Source organism: Chromobacterium rhizoryzae, from assembly GCF_020544465.1.
Taxonomy (GTDB): Bacteria; Pseudomonadota; Gammaproteobacteria; order Burkholderiales; family Chromobacteriaceae; genus Chromobacterium.
This window is the reverse complement of record NZ_CP066126.1, coordinates 3254622-3270174: the sequence shown is the minus strand read 5'-3', so window position 1 is coordinate 3270174 and position 15553 is coordinate 3254622. Positions and strand designations below refer to the sequence as shown.

Here is a 15553-nt window from a genome sequence, read left to right as displayed (position 1 = left end):
GTTTTAAGCATGCATCCGGTTCAGCTGGCGCGCGATGATGTCATGGTTCAGCCACAGCACCGGGCCGGCGGGCGCGGCGGCTTCGTGGAACATCAGCGGGCCGGTGGCGTCGATCACCAGGCTGCTCAGATGGTCGGTGATCAAGGCCTTCTTGTCCTGATGCAGGTCCACGATGGCGTCGGAGGTGCCTATCATCACCTCGGCCAGTTCCGGGCTGTTCGGCATTGGCCAGGCTTCGAAATTGCGGAAGCCGCGCATCACCTCGCCGCTATTGAGCGCGTCTATCTTCCCCAGCACCTCTTCCAGCGTATGGCCGTCCTGCAGCAGGGCGGCGCAGGCCTGCCATTGCGCGTCGGCCCAGGCGCCGCCGTCCTCGCGCTTCAGCGCGCGCAGCAGCGCCAGCAGCGGCAGCTCCACGCCGACGAAGATGTCCGAGGAGTTGGTGCGGATTTCCGGGCAGTTGAACACCGTGGCCTTGACGCCTTGCTCCCAGGCGGCGCGGGCGACGTTTTCCAGCCGCATCTTGGCGTAGCCCTGGGTGTAGTTGGTGTAGGTCTGCCACTGGTAATCGCCGTCGATCAGGATCTCGGTGCCGTGGTAGCCGTAGGCGGTGTAGCGTACCTGGCCGCCGGCGGCTTCCAGCCGGCCGCGCAGCGCGGCGCTGCCGTCGATCAGGTGCTGGAAGGTGTTGGCGGTGACTTCGTCGAAGTTTTGCAGGATCAGCTTGCCCAGATCGCTGTCCAACAGCGCCTGGGTGGACAGGAAGCGCTCGCCGCGGCCCTTGTAGACGCGGTTGGCGATGGCCAGGAAGACCTTGGCCTTGGGAATGCCGCCGGCCATGGTGTGGGCGAAGAACACATTGCGGCCGTCGGCTATCATGCCGTCCAGCTGCGCCATCGCCTGGGCGACGCCGTCCTTGAAGCGCTGCACGCCGATTTGGCGGCATTGCTCGATGTGTTCCCAGTCCAGCTTGTCGTCCTGCCAGCTTTTCAGCGTCAGGGAGGCCAGCAGCTCGGTCGGCGTCGGCGCGCCGTCCTGGTCGAAGCCGGCCATCAGCGGCACATTGATCACGCGGCCGCCGAGATTGGCTTCGGCCGCGGCCAGCTCTTCCTCGTTCAGCGGGCGCAGCTGGTTGTTCTCGTCGCGGCGGCCCACGGTCATGCCGATGATGTCCATGCCGGCTTTGCGCGCTTCATTGATCAGACCGTTGGCGTAGCCGCGGCCGAAGAGTTCGCCGAACAGGACGAAGACGTCGCCGGAGCGGAACAGGGTGCTTTGCGGAAGCTGTCTCAGGGCGCTGGTTTGAGCCATGTCTTTATCTTTCTCGATGCGGACCGGCGCGGCGCGTGATGGCGGGGCCGGTCACTTGGATGTGTTTGGAGTGATTGCTCGGATCGGGGGCATTCTACCCGCGATCCGGTTTGAGGTGTTCAGTCGGACGCCAGCGGCGACAGTGCTTCTATCAAGGCCACTTCCTGCGCGTAGCTGAGCGCCTTCATCTTGGTCAGGAGTTTTTCGCCGTCCACTTTCCATTGCTGGTCCAGCTCTTCCTCGATGATGCGCGCCTCCACCGCCAGCCACACGCCGCGGCAGGAGGCCGCGTCGTCGAAGCGCACGCCTTTTAGTACCTGGGCGATCAGATGCAGTTCCGGATCGCTGAACTGGCGCGACAGCAGCGCTTGTTCGCGCCGAACGATCTCGGCGTAGCGGTCGCAGATCTGCTGTACCCGCGGGGCGTCGCCGTAATGGGCCGGCTCGTCGGCCGGCGCGCTCAGCGCGCCGTGCTGGAACCAGGCTTCCAGCGCCGGCTTCAGTTGCGGCAGGTCTTCATGCCAGACCCGGGTCAGTTCTTCGCGGAAGCGGGCGTTGTCGGTGAAGGACAGTTCGTCGAAGGGCATGGCCGGCACCACGCCTTCGTCCAGCGCGCGCTTGCCCACCCAGATCCGGCCTTCCTCGTCGCGGCTGACCGCGGCGCGCCAGACCGCTTGCTCTTCGGTGGCCAGGTTGTCGACGTGGATTTCGACATAGGGCGGGGCGATGTCCTGATCTTCTTCCTCGGTGACGAAGCGCAGCGTGATGTCGAACAGGCTGTGCTTGGCGATGTCCAGCAATTGCAGGCCGTCCTTGTGGCCAGCCAGCAGGTAGCGGTCGCCATCGTCGTAAACGGCCACGTCGTCTATGCCGGCGGCCGGCTTGATCAGTTGGGCGGGCAGGGCGTCGGCCAGTTGGTTGGCATCGTTGTGCTGAACGGCGTAGCCGGTGCGGTAGGCTTCGTGTTCATGCCATAAGGCGTTCCAGTCGTACATGGAGCGTTTCCTCGTCGAAGTCGGTTTGCCGCGCAGTGTACGCAAAAGCCCAGCGCTTGTCGCCCGCTGGAATTTTTGGTATGGACAGTTTTTTGTGCTATTATCCAGCGATTTTTCTGTATCCATCCTCCTTCCTAAAATGACCCGACAAATTCGCAATATCGCCATCATCGCCCACGTCGACCATGGCAAGACCACGCTTGTAGACCAATTGCTGCGCCAATCCGGCACCTTCCGCGAGAACCAGCAAGTGGACGAGCGTGTAATGGACAGCAACGATCTTGAAAAAGAACGCGGCATTACCATTCTGGCCAAGAACACCGCCATCGAATACGAAGGCGTGCACATCAATATCGTCGACACTCCGGGACACGCCGACTTCGGCGGCGAAGTTGAGCGCGTGTTGGGCATGGTGGACGGCGTGCTGCTGCTGGTGGACGCCGTAGAAGGCCCGATGCCGCAAACCCGTTTCGTTACCAAGAAAGCGCTGGCGCTGGGTCTGCGCCCGATCGTGGTGATCAACAAGGTGGACCGTCCGGGCGCGCGTCCGGACTGGGTGGTGGATCAGACTTTCGACCTGTTCGACAAGCTGGGCGCGACTGACGAACAGCTGGACTTCCCGATCATCTACGCTTCCGGCCTGAACGGCTTCGCCAAGCTGGAGCTGGAGGAAGAGTCCGACAATATGCGCCCGCTGTTCGACACCGTGCTCAAGCACGTGCCGACCCCGCCGGGCAGCGCCGACGCGCCGCTGCAGCTGCAGATTTCCGCTCTGGATTACTCCACCTACACCGGCCGCCTGGGCGTGGGCCGCGTGCTGAACGGCCGCATCAAGCCGGGTCAGCAAGTGGTGGTGATGAACCATGACGATCAAGTGGCCACCGGCCGCATCAACCAGGTGCTGGGTTACCAGGGTCTGGACCGCGTGCCGGTTGAAGAAGCCGAAGCGGGCGACATCATCATCATCTCCGGCCTGGAAGACATCGGCATCGGCGTGACCATCTGCGACAAGGAGCAGCCGGTAGGCCTGCCCATGCTGTCCGTGGACGAGCCGACGCTGACCATGGACTTCATGGTGAACTCCTCGCCGCTGGCCGGCACCGAGGGCAAGTTCGTGACCTCGCGTCAAATCCGCGACCGTCTGACCAAGGAACTGCTGACCAATGTGGCGCTGCGCGTGGAAGACACCGGCGACTCCGACGTATTCCGCGTGTCCGGTCGCGGCGAACTGCACCTGACCATTCTGCTGGAAAACATGCGTCGCGAAGGCTTTGAAATGGCCGTGGCCAAGCCGCGCGTGGTGTTCAAGGAAATCGACGGCCAGAAGAGCGAGCCGTACGAGAACCTGACCATCGACCTGGAAGACGATCACCAGGGCGGCGTGATGGAAGAGATCGGTCGTCGCCGCGGCGAACTGACCAATATGGAATCCGACGGCAATGGCCGCACCCGCCTGGAATACCATATTCCGGCGCGCGGTCTGATCGGCTTCCAGTCCGACTTCATGACCATGACCCGCGGCACCGGCCTGATGAGCCACGTGTTCGACGACTACGCGCCGGTCAAGCCGGACATGCCGGGCCGTCACAACGGCGTGCTGATCTCGCAAGAGAACGGCGAGGCCGTGGCTTACGCGCTGTGGAAGCTGGAAGACCGCGGCCGCATGTTCGTGGCTCCGGGCGAGAAGTTGTACGAAGGCATGATCATCGGCATTCACAGCCGCGACAACGACCTGGTGGTGAACCCGGTCAAGGGCAAGCAGCTGACCAACGTGCGCGCCTCCGGCACCGACGAAGCCGTGCGTCTGACCACGCCGATCAAGCTGACGCTGGAATCCGCCGTTGAATTCATCGACGACGACGAGCTGGTGGAGATCACGCCGAAGTCCATCCGCATCCGCAAGCGTTACCTGAACGAATCGGATCGTCGCAAGATGGCCAAGGCCAACGCCGCGTCCTGATCGGCGCCGGTCTGGCAAAAACCGCCGTACCCTTGATGGGGCGGCGGTTTTTTTATGTCTTGGAGTGTGTGCTCGCCGTGCGGGGCTTCATGAGGCGCGGCGGGCATTGAGCGGGTTCTTAGAGCCTGTTCAAAGTCTCGCGAGCCAGAGCGAGACAAGGCGAAAACGAGCGAAAAAGCGGAATGTACACGTGGTACATGAGCATTTTGAGCTCGGTTTCAACGCCGTATCGCCGAAGCGCAGCGGACTTTGAGCAGGCTCTTAGTCGCTTAAGGCGTTCAGCCGTCGCCGACAAGCGTCCGCCTCGGCCAGGATGCGTTCGAACAGCTCGGCCACGCTGGGCGCGTCGTCGATCAGGCCCTGAGCCTGGCCGATCAGCTGCACGCCCTTGTCGAGGTCGCCGTCCTCTATCGCCAGGCGGATGGACTCGGTGGCGGCGCCGAATTGAGCCAGCTGACGCAGCGCTTGCGGCTGGCTCAGCAGGCCGCCCAGCACCACTTTGGCGATGGGCATGCCCAGCTTGCGCGCGGCGGCGCTGGCGCGCCAGGCGGCGGCGAACAGGCTGAGCGGCTTGCGCGTGGCCTGGCGGGCGGCCGGGGTGTCCATCACCCGGCACCACAGGCCGTCGAAATTCTTGGAATACAAGGTGTCGGCCACGCCGCGTTGACGGATCATCTCCTTGGTGCGCTGGTGCACCGGGCTTTCCCGGCTCATCGCCAGTCGCGTGCCCATGGCCACGGCGTCGGCGCCCAGCGCCAGCGCGGCGATCAGGCCCCGGCCGTCGGCAAAGCCGCCGGCGGCGATGAGGGGCAGCTCGCAGACTTTTCGGATGGCCGGAATCAGCGTCAGCGAGGTGACGGCGCCGCCGTGGGCGGCGGCCTCGTGGCCGGTGACCAGCAGGGCGTCGGCTCCGGACGCCTGCGCCGAACGCGCGTGCTTCTCCGTCACCACGGTGGCGATGACCTTGCCGCCATAGGCGTGGGCGCGCTCAATCAGCCAATCCCCCTTGCCCAGGGAAAAATTGATTACCGGCACGCGCTCTTCCAACGCGACCATGGCGTTTTCCTTGGCGCCGGGCATCATTAGCGTGCAGCCGACGCCGAAGGGGGCGTCGCTCAGCTCGCGCACGCGGCGGATGGCTTGCCGCGTCAGCTCCGGCGTCAGTGGGCCGGTGGCGAGTATGCCCAGGCCGCCGGCGTTGCCGACGGCGGCCACCAGTTCCGGGGTGGCGATATAGCTCATGCCGGGGCAGATCAGCGGGCGCTGGATGCCGAGCAGGCGGGTGATGGCGGTTTGCATGGGGCGGGGCTCGCTTTACAATGTCTGTCGGTCTGGGGTTGGCGGGCGCAGCGGGTTTGACCCGGCGCTGTCATTGTTGTCGGCTTTGCCGGAAAATTCAAACGATTGTTTAAATATGTTGCTGATCGTGTTGCTGGGCTGGCTCTATGTGGTGCTGATGCTGGCGGTGGCGCAGCACAGCGTGCTGGCTTCGCTGTCCACCGTGTTCTTTCTGGGCGTGCTGCCCACCTTCTTTGTGGCGCGGATGACGCGGCGCAAGCTGCGCCGTCAGCGGGAAAAAGCCCGCGAGGCGCGCGAGGAGGCTTGAGCGCTCCGCCGTCCGGTGTTAGAATCCCGCGTCCCTTGCCATCCTGGCGGGGGAAAATCATCTATTACGCACATCCGCGCCAAAGGGTGCCTCGTTTCGAGGTTGTCTGCGCGGATGGAGGCTTAACCCTTTAAGGAGTTTTTGCATGTCCACCAACGTTACCATGCGTCAAATGCTTGAGGCCGGCGTTCACTTCGGCCACCAAACCCGCTTCTGGAACCCGAAGATGGCCAAGTACATCTTCGGCAGCCGCAACAAGATTCACATCATCAACCTGGAAAAGACTCTGCCGCTGTTCGTAGAAGCCCAGGACTATGTGCGTCGTCTGGCCGCCAACAAAGGTTCCATCATGTTCGTGGGCACCAAGCGTCAGGCTCGTGAGATCGTACGTGAAGAAGCTGCCCGTTGCGGCATGCCGTTTGTTGACCACCGCTGGCTGGGCGGCATGCTGACCAACTACAAGACCGTGAAGCAGTCGATCAAGCGTCTTGAAGAGAAGCGCGCCATTCTGGAATCCGCTGGCGATACCGGTTACAACAAGAAAGAACTGCTGGACCTGCAACGCGAAGTCGACAAGCTGGAGCGTTCGCTGGGCGGCATCAAGGATATGAAGGGCCTGCCGGACGCCATCTTCGTTATCGACACTGGTTACCAGAAGGGCACCATCGTCGAAGCCAAGAAACTGGGTATCCCGGTTATCGGCGTTGTTGACACCAACAACACCCCGGACGGCATCGATTACGTGATCCCGGGCAACGACGACTCCAGCCGCGCCATCCGCCTGTACGCTCGCGGCATGGCCGACGCGGTGCTGGAAGGCCGCGCCCAGTCTCTGCACGAGATCGTGGCTGCTGAATCGGCTCAAGCCGAGTAAGCAGACGAAAAGGGGCGTAAGCCCCTTTTTTTAGACCCACGTAATCAAAATCATTCAGGAGTACGAAGTATGGCGGACATTACCGCAAAAATGGTTTCGGATCTGCGCGCGGCCACCGGCCTCGGCATGATGGAATGCAAAAAAGCCCTGGTGGAAGCCGAAGGCGACGCTGCCAAGGCTGAAGAAATTCTGCGCATCAAGTCCGGCAACAAGGCTTCCAAGATGGCTGGCCGCGTGGCTGCCGAAGGCATCATCGGTTCCTTCGTTGAAGGCGGCGTTGGCGCCCTGGTGGAAGTCAACTGTGAAACCGACTTCGTTGCCAAGGACCCGACCTTCCTGGCCCTGGCCGCCGCCGCCGCCAAGGCTGTGGTCGTAGCCAACCCGGCCGACGTGGAAGCGCTGTCCGCCGTGGAAATCGACGGTCAGTCCGTTGAAGACATCCGCAAGGCCGCCATCGCCAAGCTGGGCGAGAACATGACCATCCGTCGTTTCGTTCGCTACCAGACCGAAGGCGCGATCGCCACCTACCTGCACGGCGCCAAGATCGGCGTGATCGTCGACTTCGCCGGCGAAGAGCAAGTGGGCAAGGACGTGGCCATGCACATCGCCGCTTCCAAGCCGATCTGCGTGTCCAAGGATCAGGTTTCCGCCGACATCCTGGAACAAGAGCGCAAGATCTACACCGCTCAGGCCGCCGAATCCGGCAAGCCGGCCGACATCGTCGCCAAGATGGTTGAAGGCCGCGTCAACAAGTTCCTGGCCGAAGTGACCCTGATGGGCCAGCCCTTCGTCAAGAACCCGGACCAGACCGTGGAAAAACTGTTGGCCGAGAAGAAAGCCTCGGTCAAGGCGTTCGCCATGTTCGTAGTGGGCGAAGGCATTGAGAAGAAAGTAGTAGACTACGCCGCTGAAGTGGCTGCAGCCGCCAAGCTGTAAGCGCCCAGTCGCGAGACGTATTGACGGCACCCTGCCTGCAGGGTGCCGTTTTGCAAACTGAAAACCGAATATCCAGCCAAACCGAGGTTACCATGAGCCAAGTTCCTGCCTATAAACGCATCCTGCTGAAACTTTCAGGCGAGGCCCTGATGGGCGATGACAGCTATGGCATCAACCGTGCCACGATCGAGCAGATCGTCGGTCAGATCAAGGAAGTCGTGGAGCTTGGCGTGGAAGTGGGCGTGGTGATCGGCGGCGGCAACATCTTCCGCGGCGTCGCGCCGGCGGCCGCGGGCATGGATCGCGCCACCGCGGACTACATGGGCATGATGGCCACGGTGATGAACGCGCTGGCGTTGAAGGACGCGATGACCAAGGCTGGGTTGATCGCGCGCGTGCAGTCGGCGCTGACCATGCAGCAGATCGCCGAGCCCTATGTGCGCGGCAAGGCGATGCAATACCTGGAAGAGGGCAAGGTGGTGATCTTCGCCGCCGGCACCGGCAACCCCTTCTTCACCACGGACACCGCCGCGGCGCTGCGCGGCATGGAAATGAACGTGGACATCATGCTGAAAGCCACCAAGGTGGACGGCGTGTACACCGACGATCCGAAAAAGAACCCGGACGCGATACGTTACCAGACCCTGACCTTCGACGAGGCGATCTCGCGCAACCTGAAGGTGATGGACGCCACCGCCTTCGCGCTGTGCCGCGACCAGAACCTGAACATCAAGGTGTTCAGCATCTTCAAGAGCGGCGCGCTGACCCGGGTCGTGCTTGGCGAAGACGAAGGCACGCTGGTACACTGCTGAGTTTGAAAATTGCTGAAGGCGAAAGCGGCAATGGCCGTTTTCGCCTTGTCTTTTTAAGTTTCGATTTGGAGTGGACATGATTAACGACATCAAGAAATCGGCCGAGCAGAAAATGCAGAAGTCGCTGGACGCGTTCAAGACCGACCTGAGCAAGGTGCGCACCGGTCGCGCCCATACCGGCATTCTTGATCATGTCATGGTGGACTACTATGGCAGCGACGTGCCCATCAGCCAGGTGGCCAACGTGACCCTGGTGGACGCGCGCACTATCGGCGTGCAACCCTGGGAAAAGCCGATGCTGGCCAAGATCGAAAAAGCGATCCGCGACTCCGACCTGGGCCTGAACCCGGCCTCCATGGGCGAGATCATCCGCGTGCCGATGCCGATGCTGACCGAAGAGCGCCGCAAGGATCTGATCAAAGTCGTGCGCGGCGAGGCCGAGGGCGCGCGCGTGGCCGTGCGCAATATCCGCCGCGACGCCAACAACGAATTCAAGAACCTGCTTAAAGACAAGGCCATTACCGAGGACGACGAGCGTCGCGGCCAGGATGAGATCCAGAAGCTGACCGACAAGTACACCGTCGAAATCGACAAGGCCCTGGCCGCCAAGGAAGCCGACCTGATGGCCGTCTAAGGAGCGCCGTACCTTGTTTGCAAGCTCTACCAAGGATGTGCCGGAGGTGCGTTCCGTGCCTCGGCATATCGCCATCATCATGGATGGCAACGGCCGCTGGGCCAAAAAGCGTTTTCTGCCGCGGGTGGCCGGCCACAAGCGGGGCCTGGACACCGTGCGCGAGATCGTCGGAGCCTGCAAGGAACTGGGCGTCGAATGCCTGACCCTGTTCGCCTTCTCCACCGAGAACTGGCGGCGTCCGCAGGAGGAAGTGTCCTTTCTGATGGACCTGTTCATCCGCGCGCTCGAGCACGAGGTCAGCAAGCTGCACAGCAATAATATCCGCTTGCGGGTATTGGGTTCGCGCGAGCGTTTCAGCGCGGACTTGCAGGAGCGCATCCTGCGCGCCGAGGAAAAGACCGCCGGCAACGACGGTCTGGCCTTGAACATCGCCGCCGACTACGGCGGCCGCTGGGACATCCTCAACGCGGTCAACGGCCTGATCGCCGAGGGCGCCACCCATATCGAGGAGGAGGCGCTGAGCCAGCGCCTGTCGATGCCGTGGGCGCCGGAGCCGGATTTGTTCATCCGCACCGGCGGCGAACAGCGCATCAGCAACTTCCTGCTGTGGCAGCTGGCTTATTCCGAGCTCTACTTCACCGAGACGCTGTGGCCGGACTTCGACCGCGCGGCGCTGGAAACCGCCATTGATTCATACCAATGCCGCGAGCGCCGCTTCGGACGCACCAGCGAGCAACTGCCCGAGCATCTGCGTCGGGACGGGCGTTAAGCCATGCTGCTGACACGCGTTCTGACGGCTCTGGTCTTGCTGCCCCTGATGCTGGCGGCGCTGTTTCTGTTCCCGGCCGAGGCCTGGGCGGGCTTCTCCTGGCTGATCGTCGTTTTGGCCATGTGGGAGTTCAGCCGCATGGCCGGCATGACCGGCGCCGGCAAATGGCTGTATCTGGCGGCGAGCAGCGGCCTGGCCGCGGCCGCCTGGTTCGGCCATTACCGGCTGGGCCCGCTTGAGCACGTTCTGACGCTGGGTTTCTGGCTGTTGCTGGTGCCGTGCTGGCTGGCCAAGCGCTGGCGCATCCCCCCGGGCCCGTTGGCCTGGTTGCTGGGTTGGCTGCTGATGCTGCCGGCCTGGTTCGCCTTCCTGGAGTGGCGGCCGCAGCCTGGCGCGGCGGACGCCTTCGCCCTGCTGGCGGTGATGGGCCTGGTGTGGGTGGCGGACATCGCCGCCTACTTTTCCGGCAAGGCTTTCGGCCGGCGCAAGCTGGCGCCGTCCATCAGCCCGGGCAAGAGCTGGGAGGGCGTCTACGGCGGCGTGATCTGCGTGGCGCTGTACGTGGCGCTGGTGGACCATCTGGGCTGGATAGACACCGGCTTGCCGGTGTGGGCGCTGCTGTTGCTGGCCTTGCCGCTGACCGCGGTCAGCGTGATGGGCGATCTGCTGGAATCCTGGTTCAAGCGCGCGTCGGGCATCAAGGACAGCAGCCGCTTGCTGCCCGGCCACGGCGGCGTGTACGACCGCATCGACAGTCTTATCGCCGTCCTCGCCGTCAGCAACGCGCTGCGCGTTCTGGGCGGCATGTAACCGCAGGAAACTCAAATGACGAAACCGCAAGGGATTGTCGTTCTCGGCGCCACCGGCAGCGTGGGCGTCAATACGCTGGACGTGGTGGCGCGCCACCCCGAGCGTTACCGGGTGGTGGCGCTGACCGGCAACCGCCAGGTGGATCGCCTGTTCCAACAGGCTTTGCAATTCCGGCCTGCCTACGTGGTGACCGGCGACGCCGCGTCCGCCGACGCTCTGCGCGGCCGGCTGGCCGAGGCGGGGGTGAACGCCGAGGTGCTGCACGGCCCGGCCGCGCTGGTCCAGGTGGCGGCCTTGCCGGAGGCCGAGGTGGTGATGGCCGCCATCGTTGGCGCCGCCGGTCTGCCGTCCGCCATGGCGGCGGCGCGCGCCGGCAAGCGCATCTTGCTGGCCAACAAGGAATCCCTGGTGGTGGCCGGCCGTCTGTTCATGGACGCGGCGCGCCGCCACGGCGCGACCCTACTGCCGGTGGACAGCGAGCACAGCGCCATCTTTCAATCGCTGCCCCACGACTACGCCGGCAATCTGGACGCCGCCGGCATCCGCAAAATCATTCTCACCGCTTCCGGCGGCCCCTTCCGCCAGTCTTCGGCCGAGGACTTGCTGCGCGTGACTCCGGACGACGCCTGCCGCCACCCCAATTGGGTGATGGGGCGCAAGATTTCCGTCGATTCCGCCTCGCTGATGAACAAGGGCCTGGAGGTGATCGAGGCGCACTGGCTGTTCTCCGCGCCGCCGGAGCGCATCGACGTGGTGGTGCATCCGCAAAGCGTGATTCATTCCATGGTGCAGTATCGCGATGGTTCGGTGATGGCCCAGCTGGGTTCGCCGGACATGCGCACGCCCATCGCCTGCGCGCTGGCCTGGCCGGAGCGCATCGAGGCGGGCGTGGGTTCGCTGGACTTTTTCTCGCTGTCCAACCTCACTTTCGAGGCGCCGGACCTGGAGCGCTTCCCCTGTCTGAAGCTGGCTTTCGACGTGCTGCGCCTGGGCGGCGACGCGCCGGCGGTGCTGAACGCAGCTAACGAGGTGGCGGTGGACGCCTTCCTGCATGGGCGGCTGCGTTTCGTCGACATCCCCGCCGTGGTGTCCGCCGCGCTGGACGGCGTCAGCCTGGCCGGCAGCGGCTCGGTCGAGGCCTTGCTGGCCAAGGATGAGGAAGCGCGCGCCTTCGCGCTGCAGCGGGTGGCCGCATGCTGACCCTGCTCGCCTTCCTGGTGGCCATTGGCGTGCTGGTGACCTTTCACGAACTGGGCCACTACTGGGTGGCTCGGCTGTGCGGCGTCAAGGTGCTGCGTTTCTCCATCGGCTTCGGCAAGCCGCTGTGGACTTACTGGCGCAAGGGCACCGAGTGGGTGATCTGTCCGATCCCGCTGGGCGGCTATGTGCGCATGCTGGACGAGCGCGAAGGCCCGGTGACGGAAGAACTGCGCCCGCAAGCCTTCAATAATCAGCATGTGTTGAAGCGCATCGCCATCGTCGCCGCCGGTCCGCTGGCCAATCTCTTGCTGGCGGTGCTGCTGTACTGGGTGGTGATGGGCCAGGGCGTGACCCAGGTCAAGCCTCTGGTCGGCACCGTGGTGGCGCAGACGCCGGCCGCGGCGGCCGGCTTCGCGCCCGGCGACCGCATCCTGAGCGTGGCCGGCCAGCCGGTGGCCAACTGGCAGCAGATCCGTCTCGCCCTGGTGGAGGCGGCGATGTCGCCGGACGCCACCGTGGTGCAAGTGGAAACCGCGGCCGGCGCCAAGGCCGATCGCCGCATCGACCCCGCCCGCTTCGGCGACAAGGCGGTGACCGCGATGCAACAGGGCAACACCGGCCTGACGCCGGGGCGTTTCCTGCCGGTGATAGGCGCGCTGGAGGAGGGCGGCGCCGCGCAAAGCGCCGGCCTCAAGCCGGGCGACAAGCTGCTGGCGCTCAACGGCCAGGCGCTGAACAGCTGGGAAGGCTGGGTGGCGCAGGTGCGCAACAGCCCGGGGCGCGATCTGGACGTGAAAGTCCAGCGCGGCGCGGAGACGCTGAACATCAAAGTGCGGCCGCAGGCGCACCAGCAGGACGGCGAAGTGGTGGGGCGCATCGGCGCCGCGCCGCAGCCGGACGCCGGCTGGGGTCGTCAGTTGCTGTACACCGAACACTATTCCGCGGCGCAGGCGGGTTTGGCCGCCTTGGCCAAGACCTGGGACACCAGCTGGATGAGCGTCAAGTTCATGGGACGCATGCTGATGGGCCAGGCCTCGCTGGATAATCTGTCCGGCCCGCTGACCATCGCCAACGTCGCCGGCCAGACCGCGCGCGAGGGCCTGACGCCTTATCTGGAGTTCCTGGCGCTGATCAGCATCAGCATAGGCGTGCTGAATCTGCTGCCGATTCCAGTTCTGGATGGCGGGCACTTAATGTATTATGTCGCGGAGTTGATCAGAGGCCGCCCCGTCAGTGAGCGGGCGCAATTGTTCGGACAAAAAATTGGCTTCATCTTGCTGGCGTCTTTGATGGCGTTCGCTTTGCTGAATGATTTCAGCCGCCTATTTGGGGGTTAAAACCGATCTATGAAATTGAAATTGCTTGCAGCAGCCGTACTGGGCCTGACTTCGGCCTCCATGGCCTGGGCTGCTGATCCTTTTGTCATCAAAGACATTCGCGTTGAAGGCTTGCAGCGCACCGAGCCCGGCACCGTATTCAACTATCTGCCGGTCAAGGTGGGCGACACCTTCAATGACCAGAAGGCCAACGAGGCGATCAAGGCCCTGTTCGCCACCGGCTTCTTCAACGATGTGCGCATCGAATCGCGCGACAGCGTGGTGATCGTGGCCGTGGCCGAGCGCCCGGTGGTCAGCCAGCTCAACATCAACGGCGCCAAGGAGTTCAGCAAGGACCAGCTGAAAAAGGCCTTGAAGGACAACGGCTTCGCCGAGTCGCTGATCTTCGATCAGGCGCTGCTGGACGGCGCGGTGCAGGAACTCAAGCGCCAGTATTACAGCCGCGGCAAGTACTCCGTGGAAGTGACCCCGTCGGTGACCAAGCTGGAACGCAACCGCGTGGCGGTGACGCTGGACATCAACGAGGGCGTGACCGCGCGCATCAAGGAAATCCGCATCGTCGGCGCCAGCGCCTTCAAGCAGTCCGACCTGGTGGACCAGTTCAGCCTGACCACCGGCGGCTGGCTGTCCTGGGTGACCAAGGACGACCAGTACTCCAAGCAGAAACTGACCGGCGATCTGGAAAAGCTCAAGGCCTTCTATCAGAACCAGGGCTATCTGGAATTCAACATCGACTCCACCCAGGTGTCGATCAGCGCCGACAAGCAGGATATGTTCCTGACGGTGAATATTCACGAAGGCAAGAAATTCACCATCTCCGACATCAAGCTGGCCGGCGACCTCAAAGTGCCGGAAGCCGATCTGCGCAAGCTGATCCAGGCCAAGGCCGGGGACACTTTCAACAATGAAAGAATCACCGAGTCGGTGAAGTCGCTGAGCGACCGCCTGGGCCAGGCCGGCTACGCCTTCGCCAACGTCAACGTGCTGCCCGACATCGACCACGACAAACAGACCGTGGCCTTCACCTTCTTCGTGGATCCGGGCCGCAAGACCTATGTGCGCCGCGTCAACATCGCCGGCAACACCAAGACCCGCGATGAAGTGATCCGCCGCGAACTGCGCCAGCTGGAAGGCGCGCCTTACGGCGCCGACAAGATCAAGCGCAGCAAGGAGCGCGTGGAGCTGCTGGGTTATTTCGAGGACGTCAACATCGAAACCCCGGCCGTGCCGGACGCCGCCGACCAGGTGGATATGAACATCAGCCTGAAGGAACGCTCCACGGGCAGCGTGTCCGCCGGTATCGGCTTCGTGCAGGGCGAGGGCGTGCAATTGTCCGCCAACCTGTCGCAGAGCAATATCTTCGGCTCCGGCAAGTATATGTCGCTGGGCCTGTCCACCGGCAAGGTGAACAAGAACCTGTCGCTGTCCTTCACCGATCCGTACTTCACGCCGGACGGCGTCAGCCTGGGCTACGACCTGTACAACCGCGTCTACAACCCTGACGCCACCAATATTTCCGCGTACAAGACCAGCACCATCGGCGGCGCGGTGCGCTTCGGGGTGCCGGTGACCGAGTACGACCGCATCAACTTCAGCATCGGCGCGGAAAACACCAAGATCAGCACCTACGACAACAGTCCGCAGCGTTACAAGGACTTCGTCAACCAGTACGGCGCCAGCAACAACACGCTGCTGGGCACCATCAGCTGGGGCCGCGACACCCGCGACAGCGCGCTGTGGCCGACTCGCGGCGCGGTGATCAAGGTGGGCGCGGACGCCGGCCTGCCGGGCGGCGATCTGCAGTACTACCGCCTGACCCATCAGCAGACCTGGTTCTTCCCGCTGACCAAGACCTTTACGCTGATGCTGAACGGCGAGCTGGGCTATGCCGACGGCTACGGCAAGACTTCGCGTCTGCCGTTCTTCCAGAACTTCTACATGGGCGGTCTGGGCTCGGTGCGCGGTTACGACACCAGCAGTATCGGCCCGCGCGACACCAACGGCGACTACCTGGGCGGTACCCGCAAGGCGGTGGCCAACGCTGAAGTGCTGTTCCCCTTCCCGGGAATGAAGGACAATAAGTCGGTGCGCACCAGCCTGTTCTTCGACGCCGGCACCTTGTGGGATCCGTCGGTGGCCGGCAGTTCCGCCGGCGACGGTATGCGCTACTCCGCAGGCGTGGCGTTGACCTGGCTGTCTCCGATCGGACCGATGAAATTCAGTATCGCCAATCCGCTGAAGAAGAAGGACAACGACAAAGTCCAGCGCTTCCAATTCCAGCTGGGTACCGTGTTCTAAAATTGACGGGG

General features: G+C 63.6%; 14 protein-coding genes. 11 read left to right on the top strand and 3 right to left on the bottom strand.

Features of this window, described 5'->3' with window-relative positions:
- Positions 1–3: 3 nt before the first annotated feature.
- Positions 4–1311, bottom strand: coding sequence for an enoyl ACP reductase FabMG family protein (locus tag JC616_RS14615; protein WP_227103875.1), 1308 nt, complete (start codon positions 1309–1311; stop codon positions 4–6).
- 119 nt (positions 1312–1430) lie between these two features.
- Positions 1431–2306, bottom strand: a complete 876-nt coding sequence (locus tag JC616_RS14610; RefSeq protein WP_227103873.1) for a hypothetical protein — start codon at positions 2304–2306, stop codon at positions 1431–1433.
- Between the two features lie 139 nt (positions 2307–2445).
- Here JC616_RS14610 and typA point away from each other — a divergent pair, with 139 nt between their 5' ends.
- Positions 2446–4266 carry a translational GTPase TypA gene (gene typA / locus JC616_RS14605; protein ID WP_107799121.1) on the top strand — a complete coding sequence of 607 codons (1821 nt, stop codon included), beginning with the start codon at positions 2446–2448 and terminating at the stop codon, positions 4264–4266.
- Positions 4267–4527: 261 nt separating this feature from the next.
- Here the strand turns inward: typA and JC616_RS14600 are convergent, their stop codons facing one another.
- Positions 4528–5565, bottom strand: a complete 1038-nt coding sequence (locus JC616_RS14600) for an NAD(P)H-dependent flavin oxidoreductase (protein WP_227103871.1) — start codon at positions 5563–5565, stop codon at positions 4528–4530.
- Positions 5566–5680: 115 nt separating this feature from the next.
- On the opposite strand from JC616_RS14600, the gene JC616_RS14595 reads away from it, so the two are divergent.
- The 10 genes from JC616_RS14595 to bamA all read left to right on the top strand — a co-directional run bounded on the left by JC616_RS14595 (position 5681) and on the right by bamA (position 15542).
- Complete coding sequence (locus JC616_RS14595) at positions 5681–5872, top strand: hypothetical protein (protein WP_107799119.1); 192 nt, start codon at positions 5681–5683, stop codon at positions 5870–5872.
- 145 nt (positions 5873–6017) lie between these two features.
- Positions 6018–6746, top strand: a complete 729-nt coding sequence (gene rpsB, locus JC616_RS14590; protein WP_107799118.1) for a 30S ribosomal protein S2 — start codon at positions 6018–6020, stop codon at positions 6744–6746.
- Between the two features lie 69 nt (positions 6747–6815).
- Complete coding sequence (gene tsf / locus JC616_RS14585) at positions 6816–7682, top strand: translation elongation factor Ts (RefSeq protein WP_107799117.1); 867 nt, start codon at positions 6816–6818, stop codon at positions 7680–7682.
- Between the two features lie 92 nt (positions 7683–7774).
- Complete coding sequence (gene pyrH, locus JC616_RS14580; protein ID WP_048412252.1) at positions 7775–8494, top strand: UMP kinase; 720 nt, start codon at positions 7775–7777, stop codon at positions 8492–8494.
- A gap of 76 nt (positions 8495–8570) precedes the next feature.
- On the top strand, positions 8571–9128 hold the full coding sequence (frr, locus tag JC616_RS14575) for a ribosome recycling factor (RefSeq protein WP_107799116.1): 558 nt from the start codon (positions 8571–8573) through the stop codon (positions 9126–9128).
- Positions 9129–9207: 79 nt separating this feature from the next.
- On the top strand, positions 9208–9897 hold the full coding sequence (gene uppS, locus JC616_RS14570; protein ID WP_233246784.1) for a polyprenyl diphosphate synthase: 690 nt from the start codon (positions 9208–9210) through the stop codon (positions 9895–9897).
- A gap of 3 nt (positions 9898–9900) precedes the next feature.
- Positions 9901–10707, top strand: coding sequence for a phosphatidate cytidylyltransferase (locus tag JC616_RS14565; RefSeq protein WP_107799114.1), 807 nt, complete (start codon positions 9901–9903; stop codon positions 10705–10707).
- 15 nt (positions 10708–10722) lie between these two features.
- Complete coding sequence (gene ispC, locus JC616_RS14560; RefSeq protein ID WP_107799113.1) at positions 10723–11907, top strand: 1-deoxy-D-xylulose-5-phosphate reductoisomerase; 1185 nt, start codon at positions 10723–10725, stop codon at positions 11905–11907.
- The gene (gene rseP / locus JC616_RS14555) at positions 11901–13244 is read left to right on the top strand and encodes an RIP metalloprotease RseP (protein ID WP_227103869.1); all 1344 of its coding nucleotides are present in this window, start codon (positions 11901–11903) and stop codon (positions 13242–13244) included. Before ispC ends, rseP begins: the two co-directional genes overlap by 7 nt.
- Positions 13245–13253: 9 nt before the next feature.
- Positions 13254–15542, top strand: a complete 2289-nt coding sequence (gene bamA / locus JC616_RS14550) for an outer membrane protein assembly factor BamA (protein ID WP_107799111.1) — start codon at positions 13254–13256, stop codon at positions 15540–15542.
- The last annotated feature ends 11 nt before the right edge of the window (positions 15543–15553 follow it).

Bases quoted from the DNA above. Each gene is read 5' to 3' on its own strand.
- pyrH (WP_048412252.1), top strand. From the start codon at position 7,775: ATGAGCCAAGTTCCTGCCTATAAACGCATCCTGCTGAAACTTTCAGGC.
- tsf (WP_107799117.1), top strand. From the start codon at position 6,816: ATGGCGGACATTACCGCAAAAATGGTTTCGGATCTGCGCGCGGCCACC.
- JC616_RS14615 (WP_227103875.1), bottom strand. From the start codon at position 1,311: ATGGCTCAAACCAGCGCCCTGAGACAGCTTCCGCAAAGCACCCTGTTC.
- typA (WP_107799121.1), top strand. From the start codon at position 2,446: ATGACCCGACAAATTCGCAATATCGCCATCATCGCCCACGTCGACCAT.
- frr (WP_107799116.1), top strand. From the start codon at position 8,571: ATGATTAACGACATCAAGAAATCGGCCGAGCAGAAAATGCAGAAGTCG.
- JC616_RS14600 (WP_227103871.1), bottom strand. From the start codon at position 5,565: ATGCAAACCGCCATCACCCGCCTGCTCGGCATCCAGCGCCCGCTGATC.
- rseP (WP_227103869.1), top strand. From the start codon at position 11,901: ATGCTGACCCTGCTCGCCTTCCTGGTGGCCATTGGCGTGCTGGTGACC.
- bamA (WP_107799111.1), top strand. From the start codon at position 13,254: ATGAAATTGAAATTGCTTGCAGCAGCCGTACTGGGCCTGACTTCGGCC.
- JC616_RS14565 (WP_107799114.1), top strand. From the start codon at position 9,901: ATGCTGCTGACACGCGTTCTGACGGCTCTGGTCTTGCTGCCCCTGATG.
- ispC (WP_107799113.1), top strand. From the start codon at position 10,723: ATGACGAAACCGCAAGGGATTGTCGTTCTCGGCGCCACCGGCAGCGTG.
- uppS (WP_233246784.1), top strand. From the start codon at position 9,208: ATGGATGGCAACGGCCGCTGGGCCAAAAAGCGTTTTCTGCCGCGGGTG.
- JC616_RS14610 (WP_227103873.1), bottom strand. From the start codon at position 2,306: ATGTACGACTGGAACGCCTTATGGCATGAACACGAAGCCTACCGCACC.
- rpsB (WP_107799118.1), top strand. From the start codon at position 6,018: ATGTCCACCAACGTTACCATGCGTCAAATGCTTGAGGCCGGCGTTCAC.
- JC616_RS14595 (WP_107799119.1), top strand. From the start codon at position 5,681: ATGTTGCTGATCGTGTTGCTGGGCTGGCTCTATGTGGTGCTGATGCTG.